This window comes from Variovorax sp. GW821-FHT10B04, from assembly GCF_059415645.1.
Map to the genome: position 1 here is coordinate 57,266 of NZ_JBWKNQ010000019.1, position 21,952 is coordinate 79,217.

Here is a 21,952-nt window from a genome sequence, read left to right on the forward strand (position 1 = left end):
AACGATGCCCGCGCGCAGGAGCGCGAAACATGCGAATCGCTCGCGTTCCGTAACGTCGCTCTGCGGGAGAAGTTGTTATAAATCAACGACTTATGTCGTCAACTAAAACCATGATGGGAGTGTGGCCTCATGTTACGTTACGGGCAACGTAACGGAACGATTCAATGGGTGTTACGTAGCATTTCGGCAGACAGGTATTAACCCTGAATTGCGAAAATATTTTTGTAACTGCGGAAAATTCACGCAACGTGGCGATGCGTGTAACGACGGATTAAGAGCTTTTACTTAACCTGTTAGATCTTCTTGAAAGATCTTCCAATCGCGCCCCTGGCGCAACCAGTATTGCCGGCGGTTGCGGCCGGTCTTCTCGCCCTCGCGGACCTCGCCGAAGGTCACGACCATCGTGTCCTCCGTGTCTTTCCAGTGCAGGAAAGATATGTCCTTGAGTTCCAGCGGGCGCACACGCGTGTCCACCGGCTCGTTGCGGCGGCCCTTCGCCACCGGCGTCGCCTTGGGCTTGGCGGGCTGGGCATCGCCTGCGTAGAACGCCTGCAGCTGGGACGCGTTGTCGTGCATGCGGGCATCCCGCCACGCGTTGAGCACGTCGTTGAAGCTGCCGAGCTCCGCCTTGGCCTGTTGCGGCGTGATCCACTTCAGGCTCGATGCGATGACGACCGGCGTGGCGCCGATCTCCACGCGCCGCACGATCTCGCGGAGGTCGGTGTTGGACATCACGACGCAACCGTCCGTGGAGAGCGGTGCGCGGGCGTACTGCTGCGGCGGGGTGCCATGCAGCCATATGCCGCCACCGGTGCGTCCACGCCGCAGGTCGTACGGGTTGGGATAGTTGATGGGAAGGGCGCCGGCGCCGTAGAAGTCGCGAAGCGACTTCGGGTCGAGGTTGCTGGTGACGTGGTAGACGCCCAGCGGCGTGCGTGCATCACCTTCGACCAGCTTGCCGATGCCCGACTTGCCGACCGAGATGTAGTAGTCGGCGACCAGCTTCGTGCCCTGTGCCGTGTTCTCGAGCAGGTAGAGCCGCGACCGGGACGCGTCGACCGCAATGGCATAGCGCGTGCGCTGCGAGAGCGCGAGGAACTGGGATGGCACCGTGCCTTGCGGCGGCCGGTCGCGCAGCGACTGGAGGCGGCGCTGAGATTCCTCGCGCAACTCCGTCAAGGCGGTTCCGCCGCCGAGCTTGGTGGCTGCCGATGCATCCGACAGCCCACGTGCCGGCGACACGCGCGCGGCCAGCAAGTCGGCGTACACGAGTTGCGCGAGCTGGAAATTGGGGTAGTCCTTGACCAGCGCTTCGGCCGCCACGAGCGCCTCTGTGCTCTTGCCGCGGCCGAAGAGCTCGTACACACCGATCAAACGCGTTTCAGCGCGGTCCGCGGGCTGCAGCAGGGGCGCCGGGCCGGCCGCACGCAGGGGCGCGGACGACGCCGATCGGCGTGATTCAGCTTCCAGCGTGGTGGGGGTGAGCGCCGTCTTGCTGCCGCTGGCGTTTCCGCGCAGTCGTGCGGCCCTGGCTTCTGCCTGGGCGTTGGCCCGAGCTGCCTTGCCGGTCTTAGCGTCTTTGGCGCTTGCCCTGGCTTCCGCCTTGGCAGCCTTGCCGGTCTTGCCCGACTTGCGTTCATTGGCGACGGATGCGGTCTTGCCGCCTTTGCCTTCCTTGCCGTGGGCTGCCGAGGGTGCGGCGGCGGCGTTGGACAGTGCAAGCAGCGCCGCCAGCACGGCGACGGAAAGGCGTGCGATGCGGGGAGCACGCATGGACGGCAGCACCGGAAAAAAAGAATCAGCCAACTGAAATTACCCGGTCTGACCGGGGCCTGCCTGCCATCAACCCGCCATTACCCGCCAACGGTTTCCTTGACGATCTTCCAGCCGCCGCCATGGCGGACCAGATCGAGCGTCTTGCGGCTGTTGACGTTGAGTGAGTCTGCGCGATAGGACTGACGGAACTTGGCCGTGGCCGTGTCGCCGTTGACCGTGACGGCCAGGTTCTGGACGTTCACGCTGATGTTCGACTTGCCGACGATGCGGGCGCGGCGTTCGTCTTCCCAGGCCTTGCGGGACTGGCCGCCGGCAGGTTTGAAGCCGCTGCCATAGGCGCCGAGGTAGGCGTCCATGTCCTGCGAAGCCCAGGCGTTGGCCCAGGCACGCACTGCGCTTTCGATCTCGCCCGTGGACGCATTCGCTGCGGGCTTCTCGGGCGCGGCTGCTGGTGGCGTTGCCGGTGCCACCGGGGCTGCTGCGACCACGGGTGGCTTGGCTGGTGCGGCCGGTGGAGGCGGCGGTGGCGCCACGGGCGCTGCTGCGACCACGGGTGGCGGTGCCTTGGCCACGGGTGCCGGCGCCGGGGTCGGTGCGGCAGCCGGGGCGGGCGGCTTGCTGGGGGTTGCAGGTGCAGGTGCCGGAGCGGCAGGCGCCGGTGCTGGAGCCGGCGTGGCGGCCGCGACCACGACCTTGTCCTTGCCGCCGAGGCGTGCGACGTTGGGCGAGGCCGGCGTCGTCGGGCTCACGATCGAGCGGATCACGGCCAGCTTCGGCGCAATGGCGGTGTTCGATTGATCGAGTTGCAGCGCCTTGCTGTAGGCCTGGCTCGCGAGCCGGGCATAGACATCGCCCAGGTTCTCATGCGCCGTCGAATAGCTCGGGTTGGTGCGGATCGCGCTTTCCAGTGTGGCGCGCGCCTTGTCGTACTGGCCTTGGCCGGCGTAGAGCACGGCCAGGTTGTTGTAGGGTTCCGGCAGCTCGGGAGCGTCCTGGGTGAGCCGCGTGAAGGTGGCGATGGCGTCGTTGGTCTTGCCCTGATCGATCTGCGCCAGGCCCTTCAGGAAGCGCATCTGCGCGTCTCGCGGGTTGTTGGACAGGAACTGATCGGCCTTCGTCATCGCTTCGTCGAGCTTGCCCGCCTGTGTGAGGCGCTCGACATCGTCGTAGTCGCTGGCATGAGCCCCAAAGGTGATCGCCAGGGCGATGGCACAGAGGGGCATTGCCAGCTTGGAGCGGAAAGAATTCATGGTGCTTGGAAGTCTTGCAACGAGGCGCAGCGCAAGGTTCACATGGCAACCTGCAACTGGACGAGGCGCCAATTATGGCTTCACTCCCCGCATCGGAGCGCGCCCGGCGGCACAAACGATGCGTCGTCGACACATTATTGTTTGGCGCCTGCGAACAGGAGCGCAGCACCCGCGTTGTCCTGCGCAATCATGTAGAACTGACCACTTACTTTATCGATCAGGCCGATGCCCGCGCCGCTGCCGATCTGACGCGGGCAGTTGGCTTTGCCTGCGGCATCGACATACAGATTGAGGTGATAGGCCGGGTCCGCCGGGTCGTTCAGGTACATGAGTCCGGTGAAGGTGCACCCGCCGGTGATCTGGCCCTGCAGTCTGCCGTCGCCGGCGATCGTGAGGGACGGCAGCGCTGCCGTCGCCGCGGTGGTCGTGGCGGTGGCGGCCAGCCGGACGTCGGTGTAGGTGCCGGCCATGGCGGCGATCGACGGGATCGGCAGCAAGGAGGTCTGGCGGTACGCGGTGAACGTGAGCTGCTCGCCGCTCTGGGGCCAGCTGGCGACCATGGTGTCGAAGCCGAGCGTGCTGACGGCAGGCGTCACCTTCGACGTCCAGTCGATCACCGTGGACTGGCTGGCGCCGAAGTCGGTCACGCGCAGCACCTGCGCGTCCTTGACGCCGAAGACGCCGTTCACGGCCGCCGTGCCGGTGCCGCCATAGGTCACCCAGATCGGGAGGATCGTGCCGTAGCTCGACGTGCGCATGCGCAGGAACCAGGTCTCGGCCGTCAGCGCAAGGGCGGGGTTGCCAGTGGGCGCCGGGAACACCACGCCGCGGACGATGTCGCCGTTGCTCATCGTCCCGACCCAGATGCCGCTCGGCACCACGGCGGGCGTGACTGCGGGCGTGACCGGCACGGTCGTGCTGTCGCTGGGGAGGCTCTCGCAGGCCACGCCATTGCCATCAGGATCGAGTGCTGCCGCGGATGAGGCCCGGTTGGCCTGGAAATAGAGCTGGGCTTCGCGCTGGTAGGTGAAGCTCGCGCAGCTGATCGGCGTCAGGCCGATGCCTGTGTCCGTGCTGTTGCTGTTACTGCTGCCGCCTCCGCATGCAGCGAGTGCCAGGGAAGCCAGGGAAATGATCACCGCAGCGCCTGCGCGCCAGCCAAGCCTCGACATGCTGTCAAACCCCAAAAAGACTCTGAAAAAAGAAAAGGCCCCAGGGCCATATGGCGACGGGACCTCGTGTCTGCGGGGCAGATGAACGCCTGCACCGGGTAAAGCAGTCGTCCAACACTGTTACAAATGTTTTCCGTCCGCGTTGGTCCGGCGCATTTTAGTGGGTTCGACCTGACTTCTGGCCGCAACCCGCCCGAACGTTGCTTGCTTGCGTCAGGCCATTCGCGTCAGCCGCAGGTGGTGCGGTCGGCCGCTGCGCTGTTGGTCGGGTAGTCGAGCGTGCCGTTGAGCGTCGCTGCATTGGCGCCACCGGCACCCAGCACGACGTTGCTGAAGCCGATGCGGCGTGTGCCGATGTCCACCGTCACCCCCGTGATCGGCGTCGCGGCGCGTGCGCTGTAGCCCGCCGCATTGCCGTTGAGCGACAGGCTGATGAAACTCGCCGCCCGGTCGGACTTGGCGAAGATCACCTGCAGGTCGTATTTCTTGCCGTCGCCGCTGTCGACCATTTCGTAGATGGCGACGCGGCAGTAGTCGTTGGGCCCCGCCGATGCGTAGGTGCCGGTTGCGCCGGAGATGCCGACCTCCGGTATCCCGCCCGTGACGTTCAGCGTGCCGTTGAGCGTCGTCGGGGCCGCAGCCGAGATGACCAGCGGCGCGGCAGTCAGCGTGGTGGTGGTCGTCGTCGTCGCCGGCGGCGTGGTGGTGACGGGTGGCGTCGTGGTGGTGGACGTGGAAGCCGCGGCGGCGGCACTCGTGCCGCTGTCGCTTCCCCCGCCGCAGGCTGCCAGCAGAAGCAGCAGCGCAGATGCCGCGACGGTGCGCGGCCAGGTCGTTGTGATCATGGTTGTGTCCTGGCAAGTCCCCAGGCGCACGAAGGGCGCCTGCCGTTTTTGAAGGGTCGGAGACTACCGGCGCCGCGCAGTGCGTTCATCCCTCGAACGGGGGATGACGGCCGCGTCGATTCGAAACCCAAATGACCTCGTCGGTCACTCCGGCTGGTCGATCCCGTCGACGTAGATCGTGATGCCCCGACCCGACAGCCGCAGTCCCTGGCGCTGTGCCGTTGCCAGCAGCCGTGCATGCAACTCGGCGTCGTCCAGCGCGATGCTGCGTCCGCTGTCCCGGCAGACCAGCCGCAACTGGGCGCCGGCGTCCGGTGCGGCAATGCGATAGACCGCTCGGCGCTGATCGTCCCACTCGCGCTCCAGCAAGCCATGGACGAGCAGCTTGCGCACGGCGCGGTAGGCGGTGCCCGCGCTCGCACGCACGCCGTGCTGCAGCATCAGGCGGAACAGTGCCTCGGTGCACAGCACTTCCGGCGCGGCCGCGCCCAGCGTCTGCAGCACGGCGATGCGCGCGACGGTCGGCCGCAGCCGCGCGGCTTCCAGGCGCTGGCGTGCGTTGGCTTCTGTCATGGCACTGCGCCATTGAGAGCAGCGGCGACCGGGCCCGCGGTCGTCGGCAATCGCCAACCTCCGCCCAGGGCCTTGTAGAGCGCGACGCGGGCCTGCAGCCGTGCCTCCTTCAGGCTTGCGGCCAGGTCTTGTGCGGCGTACAGCGTGCGCTGTGCGTCGAGCAGTGTGAGCAGCGTGTCGGCACCTGCGCGGTAACGCGTCTCGGCCAGTGCGCGTGCGCGTTGGGCCTGTGCCAGTTCGTCGGCCTGCGCCGTGGCCTGGGCGTCCGTGCCGGCGACGGCATGGAGCGCGGTCTCGGCATCGGCGAAGGCCGCCACGATGGCGCTGCGATAGCTGGCCAGCAGCTCTTCGCGCTGCGCTTGCGCCTGGGCATGGCCGGCGGCGAGCCGGCCGGCATCGAACACCGGCGCTGCCAGGCCGGCGGCGAGGGTGTAGACCGGGTTGTCGAACACGCTGCGCAGCCGCGTGCCGTCCCAGCCGATGCCCAGGCCGAGCGACAGGCTCGGCAGCATCGCGGCGCGCGCCGCCTCGACATTGGCGTCGGCGCTGGCGAGCCTCGCTTCCGCACGCGCGATATCGGGGCGGCGCAGCAGCAGGGACGAAGGCAGGCCGGCGTCGATCGCCGGTGCGTGAAGTGCTGCGAGCGGATCGCGGCGGGCATGCGGATCCGGATCGTCCGGCGCGCGTGTCGGCGCGCCCTGAGCGAACTGAGCCGGTGTCCGCCCGACCAGCACCGCGATGCGCGACTGCGCATCGGCGGCTTGCTGGCGCAGTGCGGCGATGTGGCGCCGCTGGCTCGCCACCAGCCCGCGCTGCTGGGCCAGTTCCAGTGGCAGGGCCGCACCGGCGCGGCCGCGCGCCTCGACCAGTCGCAGCAGTTCCATGGCATCGCGCAGGTTGCGGCCCGCCACGTCGATGCGGGTCTGCAAGGCCGCCGCCTGCAGCCAGTTCGATGCGACCGCCGCGGTCGTGGTGAGCACGACCGTGTCGCGGTCGAAGACGCTGGCCTGCATGCTGGAGAGTGCGCTGTCGCGCGCAGCCCGCCGTCCACCCCAGAAGTCGATTTCATAGCGCGCGCTCAGGCCCGCGGCGTAGCTGCTGCCGTCGACGGAGGCCTGGCTGACGAGCCGGCCCTCGCGTGGCGCGTCCAACGCGAAGGCCAGTTCGGGTTGCAGCGCGGCGCCCGCGATGCGTGCCGTGGCGCCGGCCTGCCGCACGCGAGCGACGGCGGCGGCGATGTCAAGGCTTTGCAGTTGCGCCTGTGCGACCAGCGCATCGAGCTCGGCGCTGCCGAACGCACGCCACCAATCGGCGGTGACGGCCTCCGGGGCTGCGCTGCCCGTGGCCGCCTCTGTTTCTGCATCTGCAGGCCAGCGGTCCGGCAACTGCCGCGTCAAGGCGCCGTCGCGCAACGGCGCGGCCGGTTCATATGGCGCAGTCGGCATCGCGCAGCCCGAAAGAAAGAGGGCGGCCGTCAGCAGGCCGGATGCGCTTCTGCGACGGGCTTGCATCGTGTGTGCGCCGGCCGAAGTCGTGTGCATGTCCATCCTCATTCCCCCGCCAGTGCCACGACCGGGTCGAGCCGGGCCGCCGTGCGCGCCGGCATGTAGCCGAACACCAGCCCGGTCGCGACCGCGCACAGGAAGGCGCCGGCCATCGCGGTGACCGAGAACACGACCGGCACGTTCGACGCGATCAACACCGCGCCGATCGCCAGCCCCGACAGCACGCCGACGCTGCCGCCGACCAGCGTGACCAGCGTCGCCTCGGTCAGGAACTGGCGCAGGATGTCGCGCTGCCGCGCGCCGGTCGCCATGCGGATGCCGATCTCGCGGGTGCGCTCGCGCACCGTCATCAGCATCACGTTCATCACGCCGATGCCGCCGACCAGCAGCGACACCGCGGCGATCAGGCCCAGCATCATGGTCATCGCACTGCGTGTCTCTGCTTCCGCCTGCAGCTTGGCCGCGGCATTGCTGATGCGGAAGTCTTCGCGGCCATGGCGCGCCAGCAGCACGTGGCGGATGGCCGCTTCGGCGGGCTGCACCTGCGCCACCGAGGCCGCCGTGAGCACCGTGTAGTCGGGCTGCGTCTGCGCCTGGTAGACGCGCGCCCGGCCGGCCTGGTAGGGGATGAAGACCATGTCGTCGTAGCTCTCGGCGCCGGAGTCGCTGCCGCGCTCGGCCATCGTGCCGATCACTTCGAAGGGCGAATTGCCGATCAGCAGCTGTCGGCCGCGCGGGTCGGCCACACCGGGAAAGAAGTGCGCGCGCGCCTTGTGGCCCAGCACCACCAGCGGCGCGAGGTCGCGGTCTTCCGCGTCGCTGAAGTAGCGGCCCTGCGCCACCTTCCAGTGGTGCACCGCGGGCATCGCGTTGCTGCTGGCGAACACGTAGACCTGCCGGTCGGCATTGCCGTGGCGCACGGTGATCGGGTCGCCGATGACGGGCATCACGTGGCCGACCTCGGGCAGTTCGGCGATCGCGGCCAGGTCTTCGGCGGTGATCAGCCCGGCGGGGCCGCCGCTCACCGGCGGGCTGCCGCCCATGTACATGATGGTCGTGCCGAGCGTGCCCATCTGCGCGACGACGCGCTGCTTGGCGCCTTCGCCGATGGCCAGCATCACGATGACGGACGCGACGCCGATGACGATGCCGAGCAGGGTGAGGCCGGTGCGGGCGCGGTTCAGGCGCATGCTTCTGAACGCGCTGAACACTTGGCTCGCCCCCAGGCTTCGAGGGCTTTTGCTCTCCCCCAGGCTTCGCGCACTTCGTGTCGCTTCGCCAACCCCCTCACCGGGGGCGACACCAACAGCCCGGCGAAGCCGGTTCTGTGGTGTCTCTGGCGATGTCGGTGCGGCTCCGGAGTCTTCGACGATGTTGCCATCGTGGATCCGCACCACGCGGCGTGCCTGTGCGGCGACGGCTGGGTCGTGCGTGATCAGGATCACCGTGTGGCCGGCGTCGGCCAGTTCGCGCAACAGTGCCATCACTTCGGCGCCGCTGCGGCTGTCGAGTGCGCCGGTCGGTTCGTCGGCCAGGATGATGCGGCCGCCGTTCATCAGCGCACGTGCGATCGACACGCGCTGCTGCTGGCCGCCCGACAGCTGGTTCGGCCGGTTGTCCAGCTTGTCGGCCATGCCCAGGCGCGCGAGCAGGGCCGTGGCGCGCCGCGCGCGTTCGTCGTCCGGCATGCCGGCGTAGAGCGCGGGCACTTCGACGTTCTCGCGCGCCGATTCGGTCGCGATCAGGTGATAGCCCTGGAACACGAAGCCGAAAGCCTCGCGGCGCAGCCAGGCGAGCGCGTCGGCGTCGAGTCCGGCCACGTCCCGGCCATCGAACAGGTAGGTGCCGCCGCTCGGCCGGTCGAGGCAGCCGAGGATGTGCATCAGCGTCGACTTGCCCGAACCCGAGCTGCCGACGATGGCGACGAATTCGCCAGGGTGGATGTCCAGGTCGATGCCGTGCAGCACTTCGACCTCGGGCGCGCCGGGCTTGCCCGCGGGCGCGCCGCCGTAGCGCTTGCGGATGCCGCGCAGGGCGATCAGCGGCGTCGGCGCGGCCATCACCACTGGATCCAGCGCACGCCGCGCGCCTCGGTTTCGTCGACGACCAGCGCCTCGTTCTCGGCCAGGCCTTCGCGGACTTCGGCGAGGTGCCGGCTGCGCACACCCAGGCGCACCTCGCGCGTCTCGGGCCGGCCGTCGGCGCGGAGCACGCGCGCCGTGTAGCGACCCGGGCGGGCCTCGTCCGCGGTCAGCGCGGCCAGCGGCGCGATGACCGCACCACGCGCCTGCGCCGTGACGAAGCCGACCTGCGCCGTCATCTGCGGCATCAGCTCGCCGTCGGCGTTGTCGACGTCGAACAGCACGGTGTAGACCACGGCGCGCGCGGCCCCTGCCGCCGCGCCTGCGACGCCTCGGGTCGCGCCCTGGCCCTCGGGCACGGGCGGCGCAGGCAGCACCTGGCGCACGCGGCCGGTCCAGCGGCGCGGGCCGGTGTGGCCGACGTCGTCGCTGCGCGGCGCGACGGCGCCCGTCTCATCGCCGCTGCCCGGGTTCGCCATGCCGCCCAGCGTGGTGAAGTACACCGGCATGCCCGGCTTCACGCGCCGCACGTCGGCCTCGGACACTTCGGTCCAGACCGTCATGGCCGACAGGTCGGCGATGCGCAGGATGTGCGGCGTCTGGTAGGTCGCATTCAGCGTCTGGCCTTCGCGCGCTTCGACCGACACCACGGTGCCGGCCATCGGCGCATCGATGCGCGTGTAGCCGAGCCGCGCCTCTTCGGCGCGCTGCGTCGCCTGCGTCTGGGCGATCAGCGCCTGCAGTTGCGCGACGCGCGCCGCGGCCGTGGCCTGTGCCGCTTCGGCGGTCTGCAGGTCTTCGTCGCGCGTGGCGCCGTCGGCAGCCATCTGCCGCTGACGCGCCAACTGCTGGCCGGCCAGCCGCTGCTGCGCCTGCTGTTCCGTCAGCTGCGCTCGCAGGCCGGCGAGCGCCGCACGGCCGGCATCGACCGTGGCCTGCTGCACGCTGGGGTCGATCTCCAGCAGCAGGTCGCCTTTGCTGACGACGCTGCCCGGCTGCACCGGCAGCTTCAGGATCACGCCCGACACCTGCGCGCCGACGTCGACATGGCGGCGCGGCTGCAGGGTGCCGATCGCGGTGACCGTGGCCTCGACGTCGCCGCGCGCGACGGGCTGCGTGGCATAGCTGCTGCGGTTGCCTGCGCTCCACCACCACAGCGCCGCGCCAGCCGCTGCGACACCAGCGATGGCGAGCGCGGCGATGGCGCCGCGCCCGCGCGACGTTCCGCTCATCGGGGCGCGACCTCGAAGCTCAGCGTCGCGGTGTGGCGCACGTCTTCGTACTTCTTGCCGTCGACCGTGACCGCGCCGTTCACGCGCGCCGTCACTTCGAGCACGTAGAGGCCGGGGAAGGGCGTGGTCATCGACACGGTGCCGTCCCTGGCGGGCTTCAGCACGCGGCGCCAGCCGTCGGAGGTTTCCACGTTGACCTGCGAGGCGGCGACGGCATTGCCCTTCCACATCAGCCTGAAGGTGCTGCCTTCGGGCGTGGTCGGAACCAGTTCGAGGTCGTTCACGGCCTGCGTGCCGGCGCGGCCGAAGCGTGCCTGGTAGTAGGTCAGCGTGCCACCGTCGGACACGCGGCTCGCGACCAGGCGCAGGTCGCCATTGCCGCTGGCAGGCACCGTGAACGCATCGGCTTCCACCGTCAGCGGCAAGTCCTTGCCATCGGCCAGGAAGGCGCGCGGCGCGGCCACCGAGGCCGTGGGTTGATGCGTGCCGCCGAGTTCGCCGACATGGGCGTGCATGGCGGCGGCATCGCGCTCGATCCACACATAGTCGGCACGGGCGGCGCCGCACAGCGCAAAGGCCGAAATTGCCGCAATGGCCGGAAACAGTGAACGACGGGGAAGACTGGGGAGGCGCATGGATTCCTTTGTTGAGGCTCTCTCTTGCATGACAAACGAGGCGCGGAAAAGGGCCGTGTGGCCCTGGGACATGAAGGGGATTGAGCGCACCGGCTCGCGGTTCAGGCCATCGACGACGCGGCCAGGCCGCAAAGCGCCAGCGGCGCGCACAGCGCGGCAATGGCGGCGGCCAGCCGGGGGCGGTAGCTCAACAGCAGCACCAGCACGAGGGCGCCGGCAGACAGCCAGCCGAGCCACAGCACGGTGCCGACGCTGCCACCCCAGGCCCGCAGGCAGGGCACGGCCGCGAGCGCGACCAGGGTCCAGCCGGCAGTCCGCAGGCCGCGCCGCAACACCGGCGGCGCATCGCGCTGCCAGACCTGTGCGTGATGCCGGTCCATCGCCAGGCAGAGCCCGGCCATGCCGGCGTAGGCCAGCCCGAAGGCCAGCAGGCAGGCGGTGGTCGTGTTCATGGGCGTGCCTCGGTCGAATGTGCGGCGCCGCGCACGCGTGGCGCGCGGCCGGGCCGCAGGTGGCGCATCGCCACCAGCGCGAGTGCGCCGATCGCCATCGCCGCCAGCTGCACGCCCACGCTTTCCCAGTCGCTGCGCGCGAGCTGTGCAAGCAGGTGATCGCCGGTGCTGGCCCAGTCGAGCATCGGCAGCAGCAGCCCGAGCGCGGCCAGCAGGCCGAGCTGCGTCGTCCAGGCGCGAGCGGGCGGCTGCACGAAGGCGTGGCCCAGCGCCAGCGCCCAGACCGTGAAGAAGGCGCGCAGCTCCCAGGCCGTGCGGTGGTCGAGCGCCATTGGCAGCAGCCGGTTGATCCAGAGATAGGCCATGCAGGCGAGCGCCAGTCCGGCGATGGCGGCGACGTTGAGCCCCTCGACCAGCCGGTAGACCCGCGCGGTCGCGCTGCCGAATTCGCCCTGATGTCTGTGGCGGCGCTTGACCATGAACAGCACCGCGCCCGTGCCCATCATCGCGGTGCCGGCCAGCCCGCAGACGAAGTACAGCCACTTCAGCGCCCAGCCGCCGAAGGTCGCCATGTGCAGGCCCTGCATGGCCGACTGGGCCAGCAGCGCGCTGCCGCCGTCGGCGCTTCCGGGCGGCCGCAGTCGCAGCAATTCACCGGTCGCGGCCGAGAACATGGCCATGCCGGTGGTCGGGCTCAGGCGCTGCTGTGCTTCGCCCTCGTCGTTCCATCCGTAGACACCGATGCGCGCGTCGGCATCGCCCGGCAGCTCGACCACCACGGCGCGCACCGGCTGGCCGATGAGTTGCTGGCCGCGTGCGGCGAAGGCTTCGAGGTCGGGCACCTGCATCGGCTGGCCGCTGCGCTGCGGCCTGGGCAGGCCGGTCAGGTCGGCTGCGTACTGCTGCTGCGCGTCACGGTCGCCGCCGTAGTGGAACAGCTTGGGCGCCGGCATGAATGACGAGGCCGAGAGCACCAGCCCGGTGTAGGCGATCATGAACTGGAAGGGCAGGGTGAGCACGGCCACCGCGTTGTGCGCGTCGAGCCAGCTGCGCTGCTCCTTTCTTTGCCGGAAGGTGAAGAAGTCCTTGAAGATGCGCTTGTGCGTGATCACGCCCGACACCAGCGCGACCAGCATCGCCATCGCTGCGATGCCGACGATCCACAGGCCGATGCCGCCGGCATGCAGCTCGTAGTGGAAGTCGACGAAGTGATGGCCGCCGAGCGTGGCGCGGGCCTGCGGTCCGTCGGCCTTCGCCGCGGCTTGCAGCGGTGCGCCGGTGAGCGGATCGAGCCGGGCATCCGCATATTGCTGGTTGGCGTCGAACCAGTACACGCTGAGCTTGCCGCCGCCTCGTGCGTCCGACGGCCACAGTTCCCACATGCCGGCGCCGGGGTGGTGCCGCTCCATGTAGTCGACGCCCCGGCGCAGGCGCTGCGCGCGGCTGGCGGGTGTCGATGCCGTTGCCGATGCAGGGTCGGCAGGCCGCGTTGCCGCCTGGGCCTCGACGGCTTCCTCCGCGCGGTGCTCGGGCGACATCCAGTGCGTGATCGGCTCTTCGAAGACCGCGAGCGTGCCGGTCAGGAACACCGCGAAGAGCAGCCACGAGAACCACAGCCCGCACCAGGTGTGCAGCCAGGCCTGCGCCTGGCGGAAGCTGCCCTGGCCTGCGCCGCCGCCTGCGGCGGATGCCTTCGATTTCTTGGCGCCGGCCGCCACCTCAGCCACCTCTCGCAATAACGGGCTGCAGCCAGCCGAGGCCCAGCAGTCCGGTCGCCAGCAGCACCAGCCATCCCCAGACACGTGCCACTGGAATCGGCGAGAACGCCCAGATCGCCGCTGCGGCGTGGATCGCGAAACTGAACTGCATGCCGGCCATGACCGCGTCGGCACGGCCGCCGGGCAGTACGGCGGCCAGGAAGATCGCGCCGGCTGCGGCCAGCGCATAGCCGCCCGCGACGGCGGCCACGACGCGCGACAGCGTCTGGAGCGCCGGCGAAGCGGCGCGCAATGATGGCTTGGTGTGGTTCGTGGAGGAGTCGTGCATTGAGGCGCTCGCGGAGCGTCGAATTCGCCCCTTCCTGTTCATGACAAACGAGAACGGAAAAAGGGCCATCCGACGCGCGAATTCCCTCGGATTCGCGCGTGGATGGCCCGGGCGCAAGCGCTGCCGGCGTCGCCCGCCTAGAACTTGTAGACCACGTTCAGCAGCGCATTGCGCGGATCGCCATAGACGCCCGTGCCGTACGAACCCAGGCCCGGCATGTAGGTCTTGTCGAACACGTTGTTGACGTTGAGCGAGACGCTCAGGTGGCGGTCGAATTCATAGCGCGCCATCAGGCCGACCACCGCGTAGCTCGGCTGCGTCGCGCGCCACATGTTCTCGTCCGAGGTCTGGTAGTAGGTCTCGCTCTGCCACGACAGCGAGCCGCCGATGACCAGCTTGCTCCAGGCGCCCGGCAGGCGGTAGCTGGTGTTCAGCTTGAACAGGTGCTTCGGCTGGTTGGTGTTGACCGCGCTCAGGATCACGTCCGGTTGCGGCGGCTTCTTCGACGTGCGGAAGGTGTAGCCCGCCGCCAGGTTCCACGATGGCGTGATCTGCCCGGCCACCTCGAACTCCGCGCCCTTGCTCGTGATGCCGTCGACCGCCGTGTAGATCTCGTTGCCGGTGTCGGGGTTGACGTCGACGTACTGCGCCGAATTGTTCTGCTTGATGTGGAACAGCGCGGCGCTGGCGTTGAGCCGGCGATCGAGGAACTCGCCCTTCACGCCGACCTCGGAGCTCTTGCCGGTGAGCGGCGCGATCGGGCGGTCGTTCGCGTCCTTGTAGTAGGTCTGCGGATGGAAGATGTCGGTGTGGCTTGCATAGACCGACCAGGTCGTGTCGATGTCGTAGACGATGCCCGCGTAGGGCACGACCTTGGCGCTGATGTTCAGGTCGTCGTCGACGCTCGTCACGCCGGCCAGGCTGGTGCTCTGGTCACGCAGCTGGTACCAGCTGGTGCGCGCACCGACGATGACCGACAGCGCGTCCGTCGGCCGCAGCCGCACGGCCGCCGACAGGCCCTTCTCGGTGGTGAGGATGTTGCGGTCGGCGCGCTTGGGCGACGCAGGCTGCGCGATGTCGCCGTCCCACGCGAAGTAGTTCGGAATGCTCGTGAACGTCGAGGTGTGCAGCTCCGCGTCCTGCTTCTGGCGCGAGTAGCCGGCGCCGAGCATCAGCTCGTGCGTGCGGCCCCACAGCGTGAACGGGCCGGTCAGCGCGAGGTTGAGCGCGTCGGTGGTCGACTCGGACGGCAGCGCGCCCGACAGCATGCGGATGCCGGCACCGGTCGTGCGGTCCACGCTGCCGTTGTAGGCCGAGCCGTAGAACACGTCCTTCGACTGGTCGAGATGGCTGGCCGCCAGGTCGAGCTTCCAGCCGCCGCCGAACTCGTGCTTCAGGCTGGCGAAGGTCTGGGTGCTGTCGTTGTTCCAGTACGACCAGCGCGCCGCCGGGTTGAACGAGCGCGGGAAGTTCGTGCGCGTGCCGTCGCTGTAGAACAGCGGGATGTGGCCGAAGGTCGCGCCGTCGGCACGTGTCTCCATGTGGTCGACGCCCACGGTCAGCAGGGTGTCGGGCGTGAGGTCGGCCTCGACGATGGCGTACAGGTTGCGCGTGTCGCGGCTGTAGCGATCGACGTACGAGTTCGCGTTCTGCGCCGCGGCGACGATGCGGCCGCGCACGCTGCCGCTTTCGTTGAGCGGACCCGAGAAGTCGGCCGTGCTGCGCACCTTGTCCCACGAGCCAACGCCCAGCGACACGCTGCCCGCGAACTCGGCGGTCGGCTTCTTGCGCACCAGGTTGAGCGTGGCCGACGGATAGCCGGCGCCGGTCAGCAGGCCGGTCGCGCCCTTGACGATCTCGACGCGGTCGTAGATCGCGCTGTCGCCGATCGCGGTGGTGTACTGGTTGGAGGTGTCGAGCGTGCTGGGCACACCGTCGAACTGCAGGTTCTCGATCGAGAAGCCGCGCGCATAGAAGGTCGCGCGTTCGCTGTCGTTGCGCCCGACCGTCACGCCGGGTGCCTTGTCGAGGATCTCGGGCACGCTGATCAGTGCCTGGTCGTCGATCTGCTGGCGCGTGATCACGCTGACCGACTGCGGCGTCTCGCGCGGCGACAGTGCGAGGCGCGTCGCGGTGGCGGTGGAGCGCGTGGTGTACGAGCCCGTGCCTTCGGTCGTGCCGTCGCGTGCGGCGGTGGCGGTCACGCGCACCTCGGCCAGCGTGGTGGGTGAGCCTGCCGCGCCGGTGGTGCCGCTCGCCGAAGAGCCCGGCAGCGCCCGCAGCGCATAGCCGCCGCCGGCTGCGCGCACGGCGCCGAGGCCGCTGCCGTCGAGCGCTTGCGACAGCGCCTGTTCGACCGTGCGGCTGCCGTTGACGCCACGGCTGTTCAGTCCGTCGGTCAGCTTCGACTCGAAGGTGATCAGCACGCCGGCGTCGCGGCCGAGCCGGTTCAGCACGCCTTCCAGCGGGCCGGCCGGAATGTCGTAGTGCCGCAGCTCGCGGGCGTCGCGGCCCTCGGGGTTGGCCGGCTGGGCCAGCGCGGCTTGCGGCGCGAGCAGGCCGGCCGTGACCAGGCTGGCCGTGGTGCCGACGCAGAGCGTTTGCAGGGCGAGGGAAAGCGGGTGGAAGCGCGCCTTGCGGAGTGCAGGGGCGGGCAAGCCGTTGCGTTGCAGCATGAGCGAATACCTTCGATGGTGGAGTCGACGAGAAGAAGAGAAAAAGGCACGGCATCCGCGCCCTTCCTTTCCTTGACAGGCAACCCTGCCGAAACAGCTCAAGTATTTTTCGGCGGCATCGTTCCGCGCCGGCCGAATCGTTCAGCGCCTTCGGCGCAGGCCCACGCTGACCCAGTAGCGGGTGTAGGTATGGATCTGGACCGGCAGCGAGGAGGTCAGCGCGGTCAGCACGCGGTCGGTGTCGTCCAGCGGATAGGCGCCCGACACCTCGAGGCCCGCAATGGCCGGGTCGCAGCCCAGGCGGCCGGGCCGGTAGCGCCCCAGTTCCGCGAGGAAATCCGCCAGGCGCATGTGCGACGCGACGAGCATGCCGTCGATCCAGGCGTTCGCATGCGCGTTGAGCACGCCGGCCGCCATGGCCTGCGTGCGGGTGAAGCGGCCCGCTTCGCCGGCCTGCAGCGTGTGGCTGCGCGCCGCCGCGTCGAGCGGCTGCAGTTCGACCGCACCCTGCAGAACGCCGACGTCGACCGAGGCGTCGTCGCGCTGGCGCACGGTGAAGCGGGTGCCGAGCGCGCGGGCCGTGCCCGCCTCGGTCTGCACGAGGAAGGGGCGCTGCATCGCGTCGGCCGCGGTCTGCACCAGGATCTCGCCGCGCACCAGCTGGAGCACGCGGCGCTCGGTGTCGAAGCGGACGTTGATGGCGCTGCCGGTGTTCAGCATCACGTCGCCGCCATCGGGCAGCCGCAGCGTGCGCCGTTCGCCGATGGCCGACACCTGGTCGGCGGTCCAGGCGCGCCAAGGTGTGGATTGCCGTGCCACCAGCGTCGTGCCGCCCGCCACCACCAGCGCGGTCAGCAACTGGACGCCGCGGCGCCGGCGCATCGACTGCGGTGCGGCACTCAGCGCAGCGCGGGCCAGCGGCGTCGGAATGCCGGCCAGCCGGCCGCCGACGTTCTCGATGCGCTGCCAGGCGGCCTCGTGTGCCGGATCGGCATCGCGCCAGCGCTGCCAGCGCGCGTGCTGTGCGATGCCGGCATCGCCGCCCTGGAGCGCGATCCACCATTGCACCGCCTGTTCGGCGATCGCGGGCGCGATCCGCGTGTCGCCGCCGGGCAGCGGTGCGGCGAGGGTGTCGTTGTGCAGCGAAGCCATCGGCTATTCCGGGAAGAAGCAGCGCATGGCCGCCTTGGCGAGATGCCGCTTGACGGTCGACAGCGAGATGCCGAGCTCGGCTGCGATCTCGGCCTGGCCCATTCCTTCGAGCTGCGCGAGCAGGAAGGCCTGCTTGGCCTGCGCCGGCAGGCCGCTCAGCCGGCGGTCGATCTCGATCAGCGTCTCCAGCACGATGAGCCGTGCTTCGGGCGAGGGCGCCACCGGTTCGGGCAGCAGCGCGAGCGCATCGAGATAGGCCCGCTCGATCGCGCGCCGGCGCACGTGGTTGATCAGCAGGTTGCGCGCGATGGTCGTGAGGTAGGCGCGGGGCTCCTGCACCGCGTCGAGCCCCGGCGCGCGCAGCACGCGCACGAAGGTGTCCTGCGCCAGGTCGGCCGCGTCGAAGGCGTTGCCCAGCTTCTTGCGCAGCCAGCCCTGCAGCCAGCCGTGGTGGTCGCGATAAAGCGCGTGCAGAAGGGCGTCGAGGGCGGGTTCGGCGGCAGGCATGGAGCGGCGCGGCGCCGAGGTCTTGCAGGGGCTTGACCCCCGTTGACCTCGGCAAAGCAAATAAGAACTGTTCTCATTGTAAATGCCAAGGGTGACCGGGCATCCCCATTTCTTCCAGGGGCCCCCGGCTCGACGACGTCCGGCCGGGCTCGATCAGAACGTCGGCCACGCTGGCGAGCGCGGAGTGCCTATTTGTGGCGGCGCGATGGAACGGGCGGCAGCGACAGTGCAGGTGGCGGCGGCGGAGGCACGACGTCGATCAGCGTGTCGACCGTCTCCTCCGCCGGCTTCGCCGCGTCGGTCGGCACGTCGATGTCCGGGATCGATATGGCCTGGCCTGGGAAGGTTTCGAACGAGATGTCCGATGTCGCTTCGGTCGACTCGGTCGGCGTGCTCGCCGAAGGTTCCTGGACGACGGCGGCCTGGCGCTGCGCCAGCGCGCCCAATGTACTGACCGCGATGAGCACCAGCCACGTGGCGCCGATCTTCCAGCGTCGGGGGACGCCGCCGTTGAAGCGGAACCATGCGGGCTTGGCCAGGCTGGCAATGAAACCGATCACCGACGCCGCACCCACGACGGCAAACAGCAGGCCGGTGGCTGTCATGGCGCACGCCCCCTGAGCGCCGCTCGATGGGCGAGGTCGTCCGCAAACTGCGGCAGCGACGCGACGTATCGCCTCAATCGCATCGGAAGCGAACCCCCGGTTCGCCTGGCACGGGCTTCAGCAGGCGAACGGGATCGCCGCTGTTCCTGCAATACGCCTCGGCTTCGTCTGCCGTCGGAGACAGCAGCAAGCCGTCTCCGAGGCGAGTCACCCGGGCGGCAGGCCGCGTGTTGCAGCCTGCGGTACACGCGGCGACGAGGATCAGGGCCCACGCGCAGCGTGGGACAGATGAATGAACCGCCATGGGTCGAAAAGAAATGGCCATCTGCGCGAGTATGGCCGCTCGAAGGGCTTGCAGCCTGCGGAGGCAGGGGGAGCCGGCCGGGAAGGCTCAGGCGCCGGCCTGGGTTCGACCTCGCGGCATGTGGGTCTGACGCATGCGGAAGACGCGGCCCATGGCGCGGCGGAATCGGCGATCGGCGTCATCGGCACGTCCGGCCGTCAATGCCAGGCTCAAGAAAAATATCGCGAGCACGCCGTACACGCTGAAACCGAGGCACCACATCAGGACGGACATGTTCTTGCTCCTTTGTTGTATGGAGCTACTTTGCATCTCTCGATGCATGTTCCTTATCGGATACCGATGTATCCAATCGTCAGATTGCACGCTACGGGTTTGCTCGGGGGGCGGGCCGACGCGAGGGGCAGGCAGGCGCTGCCTTTACAATCCGGCCCGCTCCGCCGCAAGACGGAGCTCTTCGCTAGGGGTGTTGCCGAGCCGTCGCAGGACAGCCAGGTGACTGAGAGAGTCCCTTTGAACCTGATTGAGGTAATCCTCGCGCAGGGAAGCTGGTCCGGCAGCCGTCTCGTCATGCACGCCATGCGCGCGCGGCCATCTCATCGTCCAAGCCGGGCCGTGCCCACCTGCCAACAATTTGCACTGGAGCAAATGTGGCACACAGAAAAAATGAAATCGCCCGCGCCTTCGCGGCCCTGATGACGCTGGCCGGCGCCGCGCACGCCCAGCAGGCGACGCTCCCGACCGTCACGGTCGATGAACGCACGGCACCGCGCCAGGCCGACGTGAGCGGCTTCGGCGATCTGCCGCTGAAGGACGTGCCGATCTCCGCCACCGTCATCGACAGCACGCAGATCCAGGCGAGCGGCGCGCGCCGGCTGGCCGACCTCGTGCAGTTCGATGCCTCGGTCACCGACGCGTACAACTCGGCCGGCTACATCGACTACCTCACGGTGCGTGGCTTCGTGCTGGACAACCGCTTCAACTACCGGCGCGAAGGTCTGCCGATCAATGCCGAGACCTCGATCCCGCTCGACAACAAGGAACGCGTGGAGATCCTGCGCGGCACCAGCGGCATCCAGGCCGGCACCAGCGCGCCGGGCGGGCTGGTGAACTACGTGGTCAAGCGGCCGACCGAGAAGGACTTGCGCGAAGTGCGCGTGGAGCTGTCGGGACGCGGCGGCGTGCTGGGCGCGGTCGACCTGGGCGGCCGCTTCGGCGAGGACCGCCAGTTCGGCTACCGGCTCAACGTGGTGAGCGAAGACATCAAGCCGCGCACCTACGACCTCGACGGCCATCGCAATCTCTTCTCGCTGGCCACCGACTGGCGCATCACGCGCGACTCGGTGCTCGAGGCCGAGATCGAATACAGCAAGAAGACGCAGCCGAGCCAGAACGGCTTCAGCCTGCTCGGCAACACGCTGCCGGCGCCGGTCGACCCGCGCATCAACCTGAACAACCAGAGCTGGTCGCAGCCCTCGGTCTTCGAAGGCCTCACTGGCACGCTGCGCTTCAGCCAGGCCATCAACGACGATTGGCGCTGGAGCGCGCAGCTCGGCCAGCAGCGGTTGAAGACCGACGACCGCCTGGCCTACGCCTTCGGCTGCAGCGCCGAAGGCAACTACGACCGCTACTGCTCCGACGGCACCTTCGACTTCTACGATTTCCGCAGCGAGAACGAGCGCCGCGTGCAGACCGCCGGCAGCCTCAACCTCAAGGGCAAGGCGACGACGGGCGGCGTGCAGCACGACCTGTCGTTCGGGCTCATGGCGAGCCGCGTGCGCAACCGCTTCCAGGACCAGGCCTACAACTACGTCGGCACCGGCAACGTGCAGGGCACGGCGATCGTGCCGGCCGATCCGACGCTGAGCGACGTCAACACCAACCGCGACGAGCGCTCGACGGAGCTGTCGGCGCAGGATGCGATCCGCTGGACGTCACGATTCACGACCTGGGTCGGCGCGCGCTACACACGCTTCGACCGCGACAGCGTGCGCACCGACGGCTCGCAGCCGACCGGCTACGAGCAAGGCATCACGACGCCATGGCTCGCCGCGAGCTATGCGCTGCGGCCGGACCTGATGGCCTACGCCAGCTGGGGCAAAGGCGTCGAATCGCAGGTCGTGCCGAACAAGAGCGCGCAGTACAGCAACGCAGGTGAAGCGCTGCCGTCGTTGAGCTCGCGCCAGTGGGAGATCGGCTTGAAGGGCGGCGACAACGTGCTCGGTTGGCAGCTCGCCTGGTTCGACATCACCCGGCCCATGACCAATCTCGATGCCTGCAGCCGGCTCGGCATCACGCCGTGCGAAGGGGCCTACGACGGAAGCGAAAGGCACAGCGGCCTTGAAGCGAGCGCGCAATGGTCGCAAGGCCCCTGGCGTCTAGCCGGCGGTATCACGCTGATCGACGCCAAGCGCGAAGACAGCACGATGGAGCCGTCCACCAATGGCCAGCGCCCGACCAACGTGCCCAAGCAGGTCCTGCGTGCGCAGGCGGCTTACCGCATCGCCGCGGTGCCGGGCCTGGAAGTGCAGACGCAGGTGTCCTATGAAGGCCGCCGCAACGTGCTGCCCGATGGCTCGGTCACGCTGCCTTCGTGGACGCGCTTCGATGCGGCCTTGCGCTACGACACCAGGATCGGTGGAGCGAACACGAGCTGGACGCTGGGCGTCGACAACCTGTTCGATCGTCGCTACTGGAAGGAGTCGCCGTACCAGTACGGCCACGTCTACCTGTTCCCCGGTGCGCCGCGCACGCTGCGGCTGACCATGACTGCAAATATTTGAAGAAATTTGCGCCTTCGAGTGCCGTTTTTCAGGAGGCCCGAAAAATAACGCTATAATCTGAGGCTTGTTCCCCGATAGCTCAGTTGGTAGAGCGCCGGACTGTTAATCCGTAGGTCCCTGGTTCGAGCCCAGGTCGGGGAGCCATAGAAAAAGACCTTACGCAACAACGAGTTGCGGATGGTCGACGAAAGCCAAGATTGTTCACTGTGAACATCTTGGCTTTCTCATTTCAGCTCATCTTCCGTCCGCATCATCCGGCAGAGGCCCGAGCTGAGAGGCCGCTTAGGGCCCTAAGCGGAAGTTCAGGTTGCTCCGAAGCGGACCTTCCTGTACCAACGAATGTGCTCGGGGTCGGCATCTGC

Annotated in this window: 18 protein-coding genes, 1 tRNA gene and 1 riboswitch; of the genes, 2 read left to right on the forward strand and 17 right to left on the reverse strand. The window is 68.8% G+C overall.

Features of this window, described 5'->3' with window-relative positions:
• Nucleotides 1–285: 285 nt before the first annotated feature.
• The 17 genes from AC07PZ_RS30700 to AC07PZ_RS30780 form a co-directional block, all read right to left on the reverse strand.
• Complete coding sequence (locus AC07PZ_RS30700; protein WP_495298974.1) at nucleotides 286–1,773, reverse strand: L,D-transpeptidase family protein; 1,488 nt, start codon at nucleotides 1,771–1,773, stop codon at nucleotides 286–288.
• Between the two features lie 80 nt (nucleotides 1,774–1,853).
• On the reverse strand, nucleotides 1,854–2,999 hold the full coding sequence (locus tag AC07PZ_RS30705; RefSeq protein WP_495298975.1) for a tetratricopeptide repeat protein: 1,146 nt from the start codon (nucleotides 2,997–2,999) through the stop codon (nucleotides 1,854–1,856).
• Nucleotides 3,000–3,160: 161 nt separating this feature from the next.
• Nucleotides 3,161–4,165, reverse strand: a complete 1,005-nt coding sequence (locus tag AC07PZ_RS30710) for a hypothetical protein (protein WP_495298976.1) — start codon at nucleotides 4,163–4,165, stop codon at nucleotides 3,161–3,163.
• Nucleotides 4,166–4,425: 260 nt separating this feature from the next.
• The gene (locus AC07PZ_RS30715; protein WP_495298977.1) at nucleotides 4,426–5,043 is read right to left on the reverse strand and encodes a hypothetical protein; all 618 of its coding nucleotides are present in this window, start codon (nucleotides 5,041–5,043) and stop codon (nucleotides 4,426–4,428) included.
• A 144-nt stretch (nucleotides 5,044–5,187) separates the two neighbouring features.
• Nucleotides 5,188–5,616, reverse strand: a complete 429-nt coding sequence (locus AC07PZ_RS30720; RefSeq protein ID WP_495298978.1) for a Fur family transcriptional regulator — start codon at nucleotides 5,614–5,616, stop codon at nucleotides 5,188–5,190.
• On the reverse strand, nucleotides 5,613–7,157 hold the full coding sequence (locus AC07PZ_RS30725; RefSeq protein ID WP_495298979.1) for an efflux transporter outer membrane subunit: 1,545 nt from the start codon (nucleotides 7,155–7,157) through the stop codon (nucleotides 5,613–5,615). Before AC07PZ_RS30725 ends, AC07PZ_RS30720 begins: the two co-directional genes overlap by 4 nt.
• Nucleotides 7,158–7,165: 8 nt before the next feature.
• Entirely contained in the window at nucleotides 7,166–9,181 is a 2,016-nt protein-coding gene (locus AC07PZ_RS30730) for a MacB family efflux pump subunit (RefSeq protein WP_495298980.1), read from the reverse strand.
• A complete protein-coding gene (locus AC07PZ_RS30735; protein ID WP_495298981.1) occupies nucleotides 9,181–10,434 on the reverse strand; it encodes an efflux RND transporter periplasmic adaptor subunit in 1,254 nt (417 codons plus the stop codon). The genes AC07PZ_RS30730 and AC07PZ_RS30735 overlap by 1 nt, the downstream gene beginning before the upstream one ends.
• A complete protein-coding gene (locus AC07PZ_RS30740; protein ID WP_495298982.1) occupies nucleotides 10,431–11,069 on the reverse strand; it encodes a hypothetical protein in 639 nt (212 codons plus the stop codon). The genes AC07PZ_RS30735 and AC07PZ_RS30740 overlap by 4 nt, the downstream gene beginning before the upstream one ends.
• A 101-nt stretch (nucleotides 11,070–11,170) precedes the next feature.
• Complete coding sequence (locus tag AC07PZ_RS30745; RefSeq protein ID WP_495298983.1) at nucleotides 11,171–11,521, reverse strand: DUF3325 domain-containing protein; 351 nt, start codon at nucleotides 11,519–11,521, stop codon at nucleotides 11,171–11,173.
• Entirely contained in the window at nucleotides 11,518–13,239 is a 1,722-nt protein-coding gene (locus tag AC07PZ_RS30750; RefSeq protein ID WP_495298984.1) for a PepSY-associated TM helix domain-containing protein, read from the reverse strand. Before AC07PZ_RS30750 ends, AC07PZ_RS30745 begins: the two co-directional genes overlap by 4 nt.
• A 1-nt stretch (nucleotide 13,240) precedes the next feature.
• On the reverse strand, nucleotides 13,241–13,567 hold the full coding sequence (locus AC07PZ_RS30755; RefSeq protein WP_495298985.1) for a hypothetical protein: 327 nt from the start codon (nucleotides 13,565–13,567) through the stop codon (nucleotides 13,241–13,243).
• 137 nt (nucleotides 13,568–13,704) lie between these two features.
• Nucleotides 13,705–16,242 (reverse strand): TonB-dependent siderophore receptor, encoded by a 2,538-nt coding sequence (locus AC07PZ_RS30760; RefSeq protein ID WP_495298986.1) that lies wholly within the window; start codon nucleotides 16,240–16,242, stop codon nucleotides 13,705–13,707.
• Between the two features lie 141 nt (nucleotides 16,243–16,383).
• Nucleotides 16,384–17,394 carry a FecR domain-containing protein gene (locus AC07PZ_RS30765; RefSeq protein WP_495298987.1) on the reverse strand — a complete coding sequence of 337 codons (1,011 nt, stop codon included), beginning with the start codon at nucleotides 17,392–17,394 and terminating at the stop codon, nucleotides 16,384–16,386.
• A 3-nt stretch (nucleotides 17,395–17,397) separates the two neighbouring features.
• Nucleotides 17,398–17,901, reverse strand: coding sequence for a sigma-70 family RNA polymerase sigma factor (locus tag AC07PZ_RS30770; protein ID WP_495298988.1), 504 nt, complete (start codon nucleotides 17,899–17,901; stop codon nucleotides 17,398–17,400).
• 188 nt (nucleotides 17,902–18,089) lie between these two features.
• Nucleotides 18,090–18,506: a hypothetical protein gene (locus tag AC07PZ_RS30775; RefSeq protein ID WP_495298989.1), complete on the reverse strand. Its 417-nt coding sequence runs from the start codon at nucleotides 18,504–18,506 to the stop codon at nucleotides 18,090–18,092.
• Nucleotides 18,507–18,897: 391 nt separating this feature from the next.
• Complete coding sequence (locus tag AC07PZ_RS30780; protein ID WP_495298990.1) at nucleotides 18,898–19,083, reverse strand: hypothetical protein; 186 nt, start codon at nucleotides 19,081–19,083, stop codon at nucleotides 18,898–18,900.
• 176 nt (nucleotides 19,084–19,259) lie between these two features.
• Nucleotides 19,260–19,370: riboswitch (TPP riboswitch) on the forward strand.
• Between the two features lie 132 nt (nucleotides 19,371–19,502).
• On the opposite strand from AC07PZ_RS30780, the gene AC07PZ_RS30785 reads away from it, so the two are divergent.
• A complete protein-coding gene (locus AC07PZ_RS30785) occupies nucleotides 19,503–21,590 on the forward strand; it encodes a TonB-dependent siderophore receptor (RefSeq protein WP_495298992.1) in 2,088 nt (695 codons plus the stop codon).
• A gap of 68 nt (nucleotides 21,591–21,658) precedes the next feature.
• Nucleotides 21,659–21,734 (forward strand) — tRNA-Asn (locus AC07PZ_RS30790).
• Nucleotides 21,735–21,952 lie beyond the last annotated feature (218 nt).

Excerpts from the sequence above, each read along its gene's own strand:
- AC07PZ_RS30700 (WP_495298974.1), bottom strand. The coding sequence starts at position 1,773 with ATGCGTGCTCCCCGCATCGCACGCCTTTCCGTCGCCGTGCTGGCGGCG.
- AC07PZ_RS30705 (WP_495298975.1), bottom strand. The coding sequence starts at position 2,999 with ATGCCCCTCTGTGCCATCGCCCTGGCGATCACCTTTGGGGCTCATGCC.
- AC07PZ_RS30715 (WP_495298977.1), bottom strand. The coding sequence starts at position 5,043 with ATGATCACAACGACCTGGCCGCGCACCGTCGCGGCATCTGCGCTGCTG.
- AC07PZ_RS30720 (WP_495298978.1), bottom strand. The coding sequence starts at position 5,616 with ATGACAGAAGCCAACGCACGCCAGCGCCTGGAAGCCGCGCGGCTGCGG.
- AC07PZ_RS30725 (WP_495298979.1), bottom strand. The coding sequence starts at position 7,157 with ATGCACACGACTTCGGCCGGCGCACACACGATGCAAGCCCGTCGCAGA.
- AC07PZ_RS30730 (WP_495298980.1), bottom strand. The coding sequence starts at position 9,181 with ATGGCCGCGCCGACGCCGCTGATCGCCCTGCGCGGCATCCGCAAGCGC.
- AC07PZ_RS30735 (WP_495298981.1), bottom strand. The coding sequence starts at position 10,434 with ATGAGCGGAACGTCGCGCGGGCGCGGCGCCATCGCCGCGCTCGCCATC.
- AC07PZ_RS30740 (WP_495298982.1), bottom strand. The coding sequence starts at position 11,069 with ATGCGCCTCCCCAGTCTTCCCCGTCGTTCACTGTTTCCGGCCATTGCG.
- AC07PZ_RS30745 (WP_495298983.1), bottom strand. The coding sequence starts at position 11,521 with ATGAACACGACCACCGCCTGCCTGCTGGCCTTCGGGCTGGCCTACGCC.
- AC07PZ_RS30755 (WP_495298985.1), bottom strand. The coding sequence starts at position 13,567 with ATGCACGACTCCTCCACGAACCACACCAAGCCATCATTGCGCGCCGCT.
- AC07PZ_RS30760 (WP_495298986.1), bottom strand. The coding sequence starts at position 16,242 with ATGCTGCAACGCAACGGCTTGCCCGCCCCTGCACTCCGCAAGGCGCGC.
- AC07PZ_RS30765 (WP_495298987.1), bottom strand. The coding sequence starts at position 17,394 with ATGGCTTCGCTGCACAACGACACCCTCGCCGCACCGCTGCCCGGCGGC.
- AC07PZ_RS30770 (WP_495298988.1), bottom strand. The coding sequence starts at position 17,901 with ATGCCTGCCGCCGAACCCGCCCTCGACGCCCTTCTGCACGCGCTTTAT.
- AC07PZ_RS30775 (WP_495298989.1), bottom strand. The coding sequence starts at position 18,506 with ATGACAGCCACCGGCCTGCTGTTTGCCGTCGTGGGTGCGGCGTCGGTG.
- AC07PZ_RS30780 (WP_495298990.1), bottom strand. The coding sequence starts at position 19,083 with ATGTCCGTCCTGATGTGGTGCCTCGGTTTCAGCGTGTACGGCGTGCTC.
- AC07PZ_RS30785 (WP_495298992.1), top strand. The coding sequence starts at position 19,503 with ATGACGCTGGCCGGCGCCGCGCACGCCCAGCAGGCGACGCTCCCGACC.